This is a genomic window from Pseudomonas sp. MLB6B (genome assembly GCF_054508135.1).
On sequence record NZ_CP199313.1, the window covers coordinates 3,246,831 to 3,260,162 of the forward strand.

The 13,332-nt window shown below is 64.7% G+C and carries 12 protein-coding genes; 5 read left to right on the forward strand and 7 right to left on the reverse strand.

Annotated elements, in window-relative coordinates:
- Positions 1-39 precede the first annotated feature (39 nt).
- The gene (locus ACSMEV_RS14315) at positions 40-405 is read left to right on the forward strand and encodes a fe2+ zn2+ uptake regulation protein (protein ID WP_459205742.1); all 366 of its coding nucleotides are present in this window, start codon (positions 40-42) and stop codon (positions 403-405) included.
- Positions 406-441: 36 nt separating this feature from the next.
- Here the strand turns inward: ACSMEV_RS14315 and ACSMEV_RS14320 are convergent, their stop codons facing one another.
- The gene (locus tag ACSMEV_RS14320) at positions 442-633 is read right to left on the reverse strand and encodes a hypothetical protein (RefSeq protein ID WP_313741115.1); all 192 of its coding nucleotides are present in this window, start codon (positions 631-633) and stop codon (positions 442-444) included.
- A 368-nt stretch (positions 634-1,001) separates the two neighbouring features.
- On the opposite strand from ACSMEV_RS14320, the gene ACSMEV_RS14325 reads away from it, so the two are divergent.
- A complete protein-coding gene (locus tag ACSMEV_RS14325) occupies positions 1,002-1,370 on the forward strand; it encodes a transcriptional regulator (protein WP_459205743.1) in 369 nt (122 codons plus the stop codon).
- A 129-nt stretch (positions 1,371-1,499) separates the two neighbouring features.
- Here the strand turns inward: ACSMEV_RS14325 and ACSMEV_RS14330 are convergent, their stop codons facing one another.
- From ACSMEV_RS14330 to ACSMEV_RS14340, 3 genes are read right to left on the reverse strand one after another with little or no spacing between them, the layout of a single operon-like run.
- Positions 1,500-5,156 (reverse strand): translocation/assembly module TamB domain-containing protein, encoded by a 3,657-nt coding sequence (locus tag ACSMEV_RS14330; protein WP_459208353.1) that lies wholly within the window; start codon positions 5,154-5,156, stop codon positions 1,500-1,502.
- A 26-nt stretch (positions 5,157-5,182) separates the two neighbouring features.
- Entirely contained in the window at positions 5,183-6,925 is a 1,743-nt protein-coding gene (locus ACSMEV_RS14335; protein ID WP_459205744.1) for an autotransporter assembly complex protein TamA, read from the reverse strand.
- Positions 6,926-6,976: 51 nt separating this feature from the next.
- A complete protein-coding gene (locus ACSMEV_RS14340; RefSeq protein ID WP_459205745.1) occupies positions 6,977-7,621 on the reverse strand; it encodes an N-acetyltransferase in 645 nt (214 codons plus the stop codon).
- Between the two features lie 138 nt (positions 7,622-7,759).
- Here ACSMEV_RS14340 and xthA point away from each other — a divergent pair, with 138 nt between their 5' ends.
- Positions 7,760-8,575 (forward strand): exodeoxyribonuclease III, encoded by an 816-nt coding sequence (gene xthA, locus ACSMEV_RS14345; RefSeq protein WP_459205746.1) that lies wholly within the window; start codon positions 7,760-7,762, stop codon positions 8,573-8,575.
- A 103-nt stretch (positions 8,576-8,678) separates the two neighbouring features.
- Here the strand turns inward: xthA and sodC are convergent, their stop codons facing one another.
- The 3 genes from sodC to ACSMEV_RS14360 all read right to left on the reverse strand — a co-directional run bounded on the left by sodC (position 8,679) and on the right by ACSMEV_RS14360 (position 10,813).
- On the reverse strand, positions 8,679-9,200 hold the full coding sequence (gene sodC / locus ACSMEV_RS14350; RefSeq protein ID WP_459205747.1) for a superoxide dismutase [Cu-Zn] SodC: 522 nt from the start codon (positions 9,198-9,200) through the stop codon (positions 8,679-8,681).
- 153 nt (positions 9,201-9,353) lie between these two features.
- Positions 9,354-10,301, reverse strand: a complete 948-nt coding sequence (locus ACSMEV_RS14355) for a FecR domain-containing protein (protein ID WP_459205748.1) — start codon at positions 10,299-10,301, stop codon at positions 9,354-9,356.
- On the reverse strand, positions 10,298-10,813 hold the full coding sequence (locus ACSMEV_RS14360) for a sigma-70 family RNA polymerase sigma factor (RefSeq protein WP_459205749.1): 516 nt from the start codon (positions 10,811-10,813) through the stop codon (positions 10,298-10,300). Before ACSMEV_RS14360 ends, ACSMEV_RS14355 begins: the two co-directional genes overlap by 4 nt.
- A gap of 330 nt (positions 10,814-11,143) precedes the next feature.
- Between ACSMEV_RS14360 and ACSMEV_RS14365 the strand changes: the two genes are divergently transcribed.
- On the forward strand, positions 11,144-12,721 hold the full coding sequence (locus ACSMEV_RS14365; protein ID WP_459205750.1) for an ABC-F family ATP-binding cassette domain-containing protein: 1,578 nt from the start codon (positions 11,144-11,146) through the stop codon (positions 12,719-12,721).
- 159 nt (positions 12,722-12,880) lie between these two features.
- Positions 12,881-13,330, forward strand: coding sequence for a type II 3-dehydroquinate dehydratase (gene aroQ, locus ACSMEV_RS14370; protein WP_459205751.1), 450 nt, complete (start codon positions 12,881-12,883; stop codon positions 13,328-13,330).
- Positions 13,331-13,332: the final 2 nt, after the last annotated feature.

Genomic DNA, 13,332 nt, shown 5'->3' on the forward strand with positions numbered 1-13,332 from the left:
ACACATTTGGGATCGAAAACGAAAGGGAGCATTCTGCACATGTACAACCCGATACCGCGTGCTGGACAAAACAAGCCGGTGAGCATAGGCCCAGCCGGCACGGCGCAGGCCGCCCAGGATCGCCTGGGCAACGAACAGATCCGCGAATTGCTGCGCGTCTATGGCTTGCGTACCAGCCTGATCCGGCTGAAGGTGATCGACGCCTTGCATATGGCCGACAAGCAAAGCCGCCGTATCGGTGTGCGTGGCGTACATGCACAGTTGGAGCAACTGGACATTCCGTTGTCGTTCCTGAGTGTGCGTGAGGTGCTCAAGCGCTTGTGTGTGGAAGGCGTGCTCACCTTGGGCGACGACAAGTGCTACAGCCTCAACCCACCCGCATTGGCGGTACTCGAAAAGCGATAACGGTCGTTATGGCCGGGCGCAATGACCGGCCTTGAATCAGCGCTGCCTGACTTTGCGGCGCAGAATCCCGTTGATCACCACGACCACGACTGCAATGGCGATAGCCAGGTATTGGAAGGTTTGCTCGCTGATGGTGCCCTGCTTCTGCAAGTGGGACAGGCCCAGCATCAGGCACAACATGACCACAAGAATCAGGATCGAGTATTTCAGGCGCTGCATGTGTGTCATCGAAAAAATTCCAGGTGCATCGAGTGAAAGGGAGATTGGACGTGGCGCGCATCATACCGCGCCGGCGCGGACGCTGCCTTGTCGAATGGATTCGTTCCGTCGCTCGAGGGTGGCATCAGGCATTTGAATTTGAACTGACATCCCACCCCGACAAATCGGGCTTAGCGGGCCTGCTAAGCGAATCTTCTTACGTCTGCGCACTATGATGCCTGCGAACTTGGCCCCTTAATGACTACGAGAGGCGGCCCGATTGTCGCCTAGCGACCCCTCAGATGCTGTTCGACAATTCGCCCAGGTTCCGGGGTATTTCAGCGCGTCGCCACGTGCCGAATGCCTACCGCGCCCACCCCAATCTGAGGATCTCACCCATGGATATGCCCGATCTGTCCCACATCGATACCCATCAACTTCCCGAGTCACTGCAGTCGCTCATCGAGTGCATCGGCATCGAAAATGCCTACAAACTGACCCAAGCCTATGGCGGTCGGCCCAAGTACATCCCCAAACACCGCGAACGTACCCGCCTGATCGACGTACTGCCCGTCGATGCGCTGGATTCGCTGATCAAGCGCTTCTCCGGAATGGCCCTGGAAATCCCCAAGGTGGATCATTTCCAGCGACAGATTCGCAACCTGCAAATCCTGCAAGAAAGTGCCAATGGCTGTTCGCGTAGCTTGTTGGCTGACAAATACGGCCTGAGTCTGCGACAGATCGGCAACATTCGCCGTCAGCACTGATCCCTTCCCTACTGGATATGCTCCAGCCATGAGCCAGACCTACAGCCAGGATGCCGCAGGCCCTGCCCACAGCACCCTGGCCCTAGCGAGCCGCTCGAAACGCTTTACAGTCGCAACGCTCCGGCAACCTCAGAAATCCCTCTTGTAAAAGATGTCCAGCGAACTGGCCACGCCACTTGCGGCCTCCACGTATACCTTCTTGCTCAGCTTGTAACGCAGCGCGATGGTATTGGCCGGCTCGAACACGCCTACTCCATAACGTAGGCTCAAACGCTCGCTGAGATTGCCACTGGCCACCACGCTGGTGGTGTTGCCGCTGCCTTCGGTATCGAGCTGGAAGTCCTCGATGCCCAACCGCGTGGCCAAGTCGCCGGTCACGCCTGCGCTGCCGGCCAGACCCAGCCCCAGCGCGGCCTGGGCGAGCATGTTGTTGTCTTCGCCGGTATTGCCCAATGGCCGCCCAAGCACCAGATACGAGAGCGCTTGCTCCTGGCTCATGGCCGGCTCGGCGAACACCGTAGCGGTCGGCTGTTCGGCGTTGCCGGTCAGACGGATTCCTGCGGTGACGTCGTCGACCTGGCGGATCGCTTCGATGTCCAGATAGGGCTGGGCGATGGGCCCGGCGAACAACAGCCGCGCGCGGCGTATGGTCAGGCGTTGGCCATAGGCGCGATAGCGTCCGTCGGCCAGGTTGAGTTCGCCGCGTGTATCCATGTTGTCGCCGATGTGCACCCGCCCCTTGAGGTTGGCGGTGAGGCCGAAGCCGCTGAACGCCAGCTTTTCCTGACCCACCTCGACGTCGATGTCCATCGCCATCGCCATGGGCGGTTTGCCTTCGGCCGTCTGCTCGCCCACGATCACCGTGTCATCCGACACCTTGACCGTCGAGGGCGGCAATTGGCGGATGGTGATGTCACCTTTGGGAACCTGGACCTTGCCAACGATCGCCAGTTTGTCGTCGATCAGGCGGATGTTCAGATCGGGCGCCACGTCCAAGGTGGCATAGGGCTCGACGGTGACCGGCAACTGCTGGCCCTGCACGCGCACATCGACGCCCAGCGCCTGGCCCCAGGTGATCTGCCCACCGATCTGGCCACGCCCCGTTTCGCCACTGCGCCAACGGCCATCGAGCTGTACCTGCTCACCGGCGATCGCAGCCTGGATCGACAAGTCCTGCAAGCTCAGAGGCAATTCCGGGCCGCTGACTTCGCCGCCGCTGAGCGTGACGTTACCGTTCACCAGGGGCGCGAGCAGCGTACCGGAGATCCGGCCACTGCCATTGAGTTGCCCGGCCAGGCGCTCGACCATCGGTGCGAAGGGTCTGGCCACGGCCACATCCAGCCCGCGCAAATCGAAATCGCCAGACAACGGCTTGCTCGTGGCGACCGGATCGATACGAGCGTTGAGGGTCAGCGCGCCCAGGCGGTTGCCTTGGAACGTCAGCCGGGTATCGACCTGCCGCGGGGCCAAGGTGCTGTCCACACGCAGGGTTTGGTAGGGGAAATCGATCCAGCGGTCGTTGTCGCGCAGACTCAAGGTACCGCCGCTGGCGTCCACGCGCACGGTGCCCTTGGGACCGCCGGTCGGCACGTCGAGATTGACGTCGGCATTGAGCAAGCCCTTCCAGGCGAAGTCCTTGGGTAGCCACTGCGCCAGGCTTTCCAATGGGAATTGCTTGAGGTGGTAGCGAATGCGCGGATCGGGCGCCAGGCGCTGATCGTCGCCACACAAGCTGGCCTGCCCGGAGCGCCAGCAGTGGGCGCCCAGGTCCAGTTGCCCGCTGGCGAGCCGTTTCACGCTGGCCGGCCCTTGCAGGCGCCAGTCCTGGCCACCGGCCTGTACCCGACCACTGGCCAGGCGGCCACGCCAGTCGCCTTTGGCCAGCGCGCCGTCGAGCGCCAGGTCGAGTTTGAGCTGCGGGCCATCGAGTCCCAGGGTGACGGCCTGCTGGGTGCTGGTGCCCTTGCCATTGGCGACCAGGTTGCCCAGCGCCGTGTCGCCGGCCTGGATCTGCGTGGCCTTGAGGTCGATTACGGCGCGCTGGTTCTTGTCCAGATTGGCGGCCAGGTCCAGGCGTTGGACGCGGTTGGCGTCCTGCGCCAACCCCATGCCCAGCAGCTTCAACGACCCCTGCGGGGCGTCGAGGGTGCCGGCCACATCCAGTCGTCCGTTGGCCTGGCCTTGCAGACCAGGCCAGAGCTGGCCCAAGCGCGGCAGGTCGAGGTCGATGCGGCCGGCCAGACGCCGTTCCAGGCTACCGCTGCCTTTGATCGAGTTTGCGCCCAACTGGATGGCCAGCGCACCCAGCGTCCAGCGCTCGCCAGCCCCTTGGGCATCGACCTTGAGCATGGCCGGCTGCCCGCGCAGGCGCCCTTCGAGGTCCAGTTGCGCGTCGAGATCGAGGTGCTGGTCTTTCATCTGTCCTTTGCTGCGCAGGGGGCCGGCCAGGGTGCCGGGCAGTTCCGCGACCCAGTAGGCCGGATCGAGCGCCGACAGTTGCAGGTCGACATCCCAGGCCAGCACATCGGCGAAGCGCAGCGCGACGCTGCCCGCCGCCTTGCCTTGCCCAGCCTTGAGGGCCAGCTTGGGGAGGCGCACCTGGGTCAGATCGCCCTCGAACGGGCTGGCCAGGCTGAAGGCGCCGGCCGGCCCGTCCAGATCGCCATCGAACCGGCCGCTGTAGTTGCCATCGACGTAGTTCACTTGCGCCTTGAAGCGTTTGAGCGTGACCTGTGGCGCCTGTTCGAGCGGGTACAGGCGCAGCCAAGGGAAGTCTAGCCAGTCCAATCGAACATCGGCTTTGAGGCCGTCCTGCCAGTCGGCGTTGGCTTGCAGGTTGAGGCGTTGCTGCTCGCTGGCGGTCAGGTCGAGGGCTTTGAGCTGGGCGCCCTTGGCATCGGCCCGGCCTGTGAGCGCCAAAGCGATGGGGCCCTTGTCCGCTGGCAGGCTGGCTGAACCGCTAAGCGCGAAACCATCTTCCAAGTCTCCATGAGCATCTATCTGCAACTCATTGAATTGCAAGGTATCTGGTAACGCTTGACTAGGTTTGAACGTCTTCGAACGGACCTGCACTGTTGCAGGCAAATGCTCTGCCAGCGCTTGCACTTGGCCGGTCAGTGTCGCGTCGATGTAACCCTGGGTGACAGCCTCAATCGCCAAGGTCTTCTGCAGCTCGCCCTTGACGTCCAGTTGCAGGTGCAACGGTTTGCCGTCAACCGGCGGCAACTGCACGATGCCGCTCAACTGCAAGGGCCAGTCGCCATTGGGCGTCACCAGGCCTTGCAGCTCGGCGTGCAAGTCCTCGCGCTGCACCTGCAGGCGGTCGATGCGCAGGCCTTGGGCAGTCCAGTGTGCGGCCAGTTGCAGATCGCCCAACAGGTCGTTGCCGTCAAGGCGCAACTGGCCCACCTGCAACTCACCCAGCTCGATGGACAACGGCAGGTCCAAGGTCGGTAGCTGGAGCGGGCCGCTGTCCGGATCGGGCTCGCTGGGGGCGAAGGCCATGTCGATGCGCTGCGCTTGCAGACGGTCGATGCACAGCGCCGAGCGCAATAGACAGGCCGGCGTCCAGTCCAGCTGGGGCGCTTGGACGGCGACGCGGTTCTTGCCGTCGTCCCACACCAGTTCGCGCGCCTGCCAATGGCCGCCGAGATGGCCTTGGAAATCGCTCACCTGCAAGCCAGGCACTTGGTTCAATGCCCAGCGGCTGCCGCTTTGGCTGCCGAGCACCACAGCCAGGATGACGATCACCACCAGCAGCAGCGCGACGATCACCAGTGCGCCGATCTGCAAACCTCTCTTCACCCCTGCCCTCACAGTTCCGGCCCCATCGAGAAGTGCAGGCGGATGCCGCCGTCGTCGTCCAGCGCTTTGGCCAGGTCGAGGCGCAGTGGCCCGATCGGCGACACCCAGCGCACGCCGAAACCGACACCGGTCTTGAGATTGGGCAGGTCCAGGGTGTTGAAGGCATTGCCCTGATCGATGAAGGTCGCCACGCGCCATTTCTCCGTCAGCGAATATTGATACTCGGCGCTGGCCGCGACCATATAGCGCCCGCCGATACGATCGCCGTCGCTGTTTTTCGGCGACAGCGTCTGGTAGTCATAACCGCGCACGCTCTGATCGCCACCGGCGAAGAAGCGCAAAGAAGGCGGCACGTTGTTGCTGTAGCTGTTGGTAGCGCTGCCGCCGAACTGCACGCGACCGAGCAGACGGTGGTTCTGCGCCACCGTGGTCAGGCCCTTGAGGGTAACGTTGCCGTACAGCAGATTTGTGTCCGAACCCAGCCCTTCCTTGGCCACCTTGGTGTCGAATTGGACGCGGTAGCCGTTGTGCGGATCGATACGGTTGTCGCTGCGCAGATAGGCATAGCTGATGCCTGGCATCAGCAGGTTGCTCAGGCCCGAGTCGTCGCCGAGCTTGTATTCCTCGCGCTGGTACTTGAGCGAGATGACCCGCTGCCATCCGCTGGGCAGCTTGCTGTGCCATTCGGGGCCGACGGTGAGCAGCTTGCTGACAGTGTCGGTACCGGCGATTTCTTCGTTCTGGTAACCGCCGGCGAAACGCAGCTTGTCGGTGAGCGGCGGGTCGAGCGGCACGTCGTACCACAGGCCGACGTTCTGCCGTGGCGCCGACAACTCGGTCTCCCAGCCGTAGCTGTGCCCTTGCGGGTTGACCCAGTGGCGTGTCCAGTTGGCCTTGCCTCGCGGCCCGACGTCGGTGGAATAGCCCAGACCCAGGCCCAGGGTACGCGGCTTGCGGGTTTCCAGATTGACCGCCACCGGCACTTGTTCGCCGACGGCCGCCGTCGGCGCAGCATCCACGCGTACACCTTCGAAATAGCCGCTGGACTGCAAATCGTTGGTGAGTTCGGCGATCAGCGCAGAGTCGTAGGGCGTACCGGGTTTGAAGCCGACCATGCGCTGCAGCAGATCGTCGTCCAGCGGCGTGTCGCCGTCGAACGTCACCGCGCCCAGGCGGTAGCGTGGCCCACTCTGGTACACCAGGTCGATGTCGGCAATGCCGGCACGCGGGTCCACGGCCAGGCGCTGCTGGGTGAAGTGGCCGCTGAAGAAGCCATAGCGCGACGCCTGGTTCTCGATCAACTGCTTGGCGCTTTCGTAGTCGCCATGGTTGAGCGGTTGGCCCGCCTGCAGCAGCTTGCCGTCGGGCACGCGGAAGGCTGTCATCTGGCTGGCCGGACCTTCGACGCGCAGATTGACGTTGCGCAGCCGCACCGGTTCGCCGGGCACGATCGACAGCACCAGACGCGGCGCTTGCCCGGCCGTGGCCGGCGGCTGCACCTCGGAGGCGATTTGCGCCTGGTAGTAGCCCAGAGCCTGGGCGGCCTTGCGCGCCTGCTCCTCGGCACCGCGACTGAAACGCAGCAAGGCGTCTTCGTCCCGGTCGCCCAGGCTGCCGACATAGCCCTCGACATTGGCTTTGAGCGCCTTGTTGGCCGGCTTGACCCGCACCACCAATTCGCTCTGGCCCCATGCGCTAAAACTGGCGACCCAGATGATCAGGCCCCAGGTAACTCTTCCTGAATACGTCATGCGCGGCATGCTACCAGAGGGAGGTGTCGATGAAAGCGCTTTGCTGTGGATTCATGTCGGTAAAACGTGCGACGAAGTCGGTGCCGGGTGGAAGAACACCTGCTCGCTGACCGGCCCCACCGCCACTTCGCCCAGCATCTGATAGCCCTGACCTTGCAGGAACAGCATCGCATGAGGGTTGCTGGTGTTGAGCACCACGCCTTCGGTGTTGGGGTCTTCGGCGCACCAGTCGTGCACCACCTGCAACAACGTGTGGGCGTAGTGCTCGCCCTGGAATTGCGGATGGATGCCCAGCAGCGGCAAGACGTGCACCTGGTCGGTGGGCAGCCAGGTCGAAAGCGCACCCTGGTAGTCCAGGTAGCGTCGCGTACTGCGCAGCCCCGCGCCAAGGATCATGCGCAGGCGCCAGGCCCAGCTGTCGGCCACGCCAAGACGGCGCTGCGGCGGGACGATCAGCGCGACGGCCACTAGGCGATCCTGCTCGAGCAGGCCGATGGCGGGCAGGTTGAAGTTGAAGTGCTGACGCACCCACTCCTTGATCACCACGCGCAGCCTGCGCTCGTAACCGGCGCGTTTCGCGTCGAACAGGTAGGTGTAGGTGGGTTCGGGCGCATAGGCCTGGAACAGCAGCGCGCGCACCTCGCGGGCAAAGCCGCTGTCGAGCATGCAAACCTGCGTGGCAGACGGTGTCGTCATGGGCGGTGGAACTCCTGGGATGGGCGTTTAGCCTTGGAGGGGCGCCGCTTCGCTTCGTTCACCGCTGGCCGTGCACGCTGGTAGTCGAAGGCGCAGTCCGCTAGCATCCGGCTTTTGACCAGGGCCAGCGTTTCCCCCATGAAGATCGTCTGTTTCAACATCAATGGCCTGCGCGCCCGTCCCCATCAATTGGCCGCGCTGATCGAAAAGCACCAGCCCGACGTCATCGGCCTGCAGGAAACCAAGGTCAGCGACGAGCAGTTTCCCCTGGCCGAGGTGCAGGCGCTGGGCTACCACGTGCACTACCACGGGCAGAAAGGCCACTATGGCGTCGCCCTGCTCTCGCGCCAGGCGCCGCTGGCGCTGTTCAAAGGCTTCGCGGGCGACGAAGAGGATGCGCAGCGGCGCTTCATCTGGGGCACCTTCGCCGATGCCAACGGCACGCCGATCACCATCATGAACGGCTATTTCCCACAAGGGGAAAGCCGCGACCACCCCACCAAGTTTCCAGCCAAGCAGCGCTTCTACAGCGATCTGCAAGCCCTGCTCGAAGGCCAGTTCGACAACGAGCAACCGCTGATCCTCATGGGCGACCTGAACATCTCGCCGCAGGATTGCGACATCGGCATCGGCCCGGACAGCGTCAAGCGTTGGCTCAAGGCCGGTAAATGCAGCTTCCTGCCTGAAGAGCGCGAATGGCTGGGGCGCTTGAAGAGCTGGGGCCTGACCGACAGCTTCCGTCACCTGCACCCCGAGGTGGACGATCGCTTCAGCTGGTTCGACTACCGCAGCCGTGGCTTCGAGGACACGCCCAAGCGCGGCCTGCGCATCGACTTGATCATGGCGTCCAATGGCTTGCTGCCAAGGGTCAAGGATGCCGGGGTGGATTACGAGCTGCGCGCGATGGAAAAACCTTCGGACCATGCGCCGATCTGGTTGGAGTTGGCCGACTGAACCCGATCGCCAGAACCCCACGGATGCGGCAGAGGCGATCCTGAGCTCGCCCCTGTCCTCCAGCCGATCGACGCCGATCGGCTGGAGCGGCCTTGCACTCCTCTTACTTGACGACACCGCACGCCATGCGCGCACCGCCACCGCCGAGTTTTTCCGGGTGGTCGCTGTGGCTGTCGCCGCCGGCGTGAACCATCAGCGCGTGGCCCTTGAAATCCTCGGCCTTCAAGCGTGGCGCCAGTACCGGGTAGGTGGCCTTGCCGTCGGCGCCGACGTACAGCGCCGGCAGGTCGCCGCGATGGCCGGTGTCGTCGTAAGGGCCTTTGTGCGCGTTGGTGGTGTCCGGGTCCCAGTGACCGCCTGCGGCGCCGGCGGGAACGGTCTTGCCGTTGTCCTGAGACGGATCGCAGGAAGCGTTCTGGTGCAGGTGGAAGCCGTGTATGCCGGGTGGCAGATCTTTCAGATCCGGGGTCAGCAACGCGCCGTACTTGTTCTGTTCGATGCTGACGGTGCCGATCGACTTGCCTGCGCCATCGGGGCCGGCGAGCTTGAGCTCGACCGTCTGGGCGGCCTGGGCCAGGCCGGCGCTGGCCAGCAGGGCGGTCATCAGCAGTGCTTTGGCTTTCATCTAGGTGTCTCCTTGGCATCGAAAAAAAGGGGTGTCGTTCCTTGTACGGCAGGCCTCTGCAACGCCTGCGTGTCAGTTGGGACTGCATCGGCGCGCTGCGATTCCATCGTGCCACAGCTTGTAATACTTAAGCCGTGGAGCGCGACCGGCACCTCAGGCGGGCTGCTCACGCGCACTCAACGTCACCCAGTAGCGTGTGCGGTATTGCACCCGCAGCGGCAGGCTGGCGGCCAGCAACGCCAGGATGCGGTCGGTGTCGTCGAGCACGAAGGTGCCGGTCACCGCCAACCGCTCAAGGCTGGCCGGCCAGCGCAGCAGGCCCGGGCGATAACGCTGCACCTCGCGCAGGAATTGGCCTAATGGTTGGTCTTCGACGATCAGCACGCCCTGCTGCCAACCAAGCAGTCGAGTGTCGAAGGCTTGTACGCCCTCTGCGCCCGCCGCGCCCAACCAGGCACGCTCACCGGCGACCAGACGCCGCTCGCGCCCCTGCCGCGGCTGCACGCGCAGTTCGCCGCGTTGCACCGACACCAGACAGCGCTCGGCACCATCGCGCACGCACAGGCTGGCGCCGTCGGCATCGAGATGGCCGTGACGGGTGCGTATGCGCAAAGGCCCGCGACCGTCGAGTGCGATTTCGCCCTGGAGCAGGTCCACGTCGAGCAGGTTCGCGCCGTAGCGGATGTTCACCGCACTGGCCGTGTTGAGCTGCAAGCGGCTGCCATCGGCGAGCGCCAACCCACGACGCTCGCCCGTTGCAGTGGCGAAGTCCGCGCGCCAGCGTTCGACGGGCAGTTCGCGGTAGCTCAGCCAGGCCAATGGGGCACAGGCCGCAAGGGTCAGTGCCTGGCCCAGCAGCTTGCGCCGCTGCGGGTCGGGGCGATCGAGGCAACTCAGGCCGACCGGCGCCGGCACTTGAGCGAAGCGCTGGCGCAGCTGCTCGGCCCGCTGCCACAGCGCCTCGTGGGCGGCGCTGCGCGCGCGCCAGCCTTGCAGCCGGCGTTCGGCATCGGAATCCATCTCCCCGGCATCCTGTAACGCCAGCCATTGCGCCGCCTCGCGGGCCAGTCGCCGGGCGTGGCGGTCGACGCCTGCGCTCACAGGTCCGCCAGCAAGCAATGCTCGTAGGCCTGGGCCATGTAGCGTTTGACGGTGCGGGCAGACACCTGCAAGCGCTCGGCGATGCTGGCGTAGTCGAGCCCTTCGAGTTGCGCCCAGAGAAACGCCCGTCGCACCGCCACGGGCAGGCCGTCGAGCAACTCGTCCAGCGCTTGCAGGGCCTCGAACACCAGCCAGCGCTGTTCGGCCGAAGGTGCCAGTGCTTCGGGCAGATGTTGCAGGGCCTCAAGGTAAGCCCGCTCCAGGCTGCGCCGCTGGTAATGGTTGACCAGCAGGCGCTTGCCCACGGTGAGCAGGTAGGCACGCGGTTCGCGCAGGCTCGGCAGACGGTTGCTGCGCTCGGCGGCCAGCACGCGCACGAAAGTGTCCTGGGTGAGGTCGGCCGCCGCCCAGCGGTCGCCGAGCCGCTGACGCAGCCAGCTTTCCAGCCAACGGCTGTGGTCGCGGTAGAGCGTGCTCAGGCAAGGGGAAGGCGCCGCAACGGAGTCGGTCATACAGAGGCACGCCAGGCAAAGGGAGGATGTAAATGCGAGTGATTCTAATTGCTTCATGGCAGGCCGCCAAGCCTGAACTCGGTATCGGCGCTTCGTACTTGGCAGGGCTGCGCTTTGCGCCCGACATCGCAGGCCCTTGCCCCCCTTTCATTGCATAGACCAAACGGACCGGTTGATCTTTACCCCAATCGCCCGGTCCATTACCCTGGCGATCTTTTCCCCCTACCGAGGTGTTCGTCCGATGCGCCATTGATGCCGCCGTCTCCCAGACGGCCAGCCTTCACCCCCCAGCCTTGCCTTGGGGATGTCGCGGCATGAATGGACTGTTCCATGACGAATCCTTCGATCCTGACGCTCGACCGCGTCACCTATGCCCTGCCCAACGGCCGGGTCCTGTTCGACGAGCTTGACGCCACCCTCGACCGACGCCCCACTGGCCTGGTCGGCGCCAATGGCGTAGGCAAGAGCCTGCTCGGCCAAGTGCTGGCCGGTGACCTGGCACCCACGGCAGGACGCTGCTTGCGACATGGGCAGGTGCATCGCCTCGACCAGCACGTTCTCCGGCGTAGCAGCAGCGTCGCCGACCTGGCGCAGCTCGGACCGGTGCTCTATGCCCTGCGCCGCATTGCCCAGGGCAGTGCCGATCCGGCCGATTTCGACACGGTGGGCGAGCGCTGGACGCTGGCCGAACAGCTACGCGCGCTGCTCGACCGCCAAGGGCTCGGCGGCCTGGACCTGTACGCCAGCGCCCGCGACCTGAGCCCTGGGCAGGCGATGCGTGTAGCCATCAGCGGGGCTTTTCTTGCGCAACCCGATTACCTGATTCTCGATGAACCGAGCAACCACCTGGATCGGGAGGGCCGCGCCTACTTGCAAGCGCTGATCGAGCAATGGCCGCGCGGCCTGCTGCTGATAAGCCATGACCGCGCGCTGCTCGAACCACTGCAGCGCACGCTGGAACTGAGCGCACTGGGCCTGCGCAGCTATGGCGGTGGCTATGGCGCCTATCGCCAGGCCAAGACCGGCGAACAGGTCAGTGCGCAGCACGACCTGGACCGGCTCAAACGGCAACGCCAGCGTGACGCGCTCGACGCGCAGAAACAGTGTGAACGCCAAGCGCAGCAGCAGTCACGAGGCCGCAGTGATGCCCGGCAGGCCAACCAAGCGCAGATCCTGATCGATCGCCAGCAGCAACGCAGCCAGGCCACAGCGGGCAAACAACAGCGTTCGCAGCTGAAGGCTTGCCAAACCCTGCACGCGCAGATCGGCGAAGCCGCCCGCCTCGTCGAATACACAACGCCGATCAGCGTGCAGCCGCCCACCGCGCAGCGTCCTCTCGGCCGCATCCTACTCAGCCTGGAGCATGTGCAACTGCCCTACGGCCACGCCAAGCCCCTGAACCTGCGCTTGCTGGCCGGCGAACGCCTGGCGGTCACCGGCGCGAATGGCAGTGGCAAGTCCACCCTGCTCAAACTCATCCATGGCGATCTATCGCCACGCGCCGGCTGCGTGCGCCTGCACGGCACCGTGGCCCTGCTCGACCAGCAGGCCAGTGCGCTGCCACCTGGCCGCAGTGCCTTCGAACATCTGCGCGAGGCCAATGCCCGGCTCGATTCCGGCGCCCTGCGCACGCGCCTCGCCCAGGCAGGACTGGACGCTGCGCGGGTCGATCTGCCCAGTCAGTTGCTCAGCGGGGGTGAGCGGATGAAAGCGACGCTGGTCGCACTGCTGCACCGCCAGCAGCCGATCGACCTGCTGCTGCTCGACGAGCCCGGCAACCACTTGGATCTGGCCACACTGGAGGCTTTGGAACGGATGCTGGCGCAGTTCTGCGGCAGCGTGCTGGTGGTGTCCCACGATGAGGTGCTGTTGGATCGGCTGGCGCTGATGAGTCGGTTGGCGCTGTGAATCCGACCAAGGCTGCTTTGCAAAGCTGCGACGCGCGCCCTGCAGCGCTCCGGTGCGATTACCGCCCACTTTCCATGCTCATTGGCATTGCCCTGTTGACGAATTAACTGCCTGGTACAAAGATCGGCAATATTCAACAACAACAAAGCGATAGCCCCCATGAACCCTCGAATCCTGGTGCTCAACGGCCCCAACCTCAACCTGCTGGGCGCCCGCGAGCCCGACCAGTACGGCAGTGAGACCCTGGCCGACATCGCCAACCTGTGTGCCGCGAGCGCCGACGTGCATGGCCTGACCCTTGAGTTTCGGCAAACCAACCACGAAGGCGAATTGCTCGACTGGATTCACGCCGCCCGCGGCCGCTGCCATGGCATTCTCATCAACCCGGCCGCCTGGACCCACACGTCGGTGGCCATCCGCGATGCGCTGATCGCCAGCGACCTGCCGGTGATCGAGGTGCACCTGTCCAACGTGCACAAGCGCGAGCCCTTCCGCCACCGTTCGTTCGTCTCGTCGGTCGCCGTCGGCGTGATCTGCGGTCTGGGCAGCCACAGCTATGCCCTGGCGCTCAGCCATTTCGCCCAACTGCTCAAGGAGCGCGCCCAGTGAGC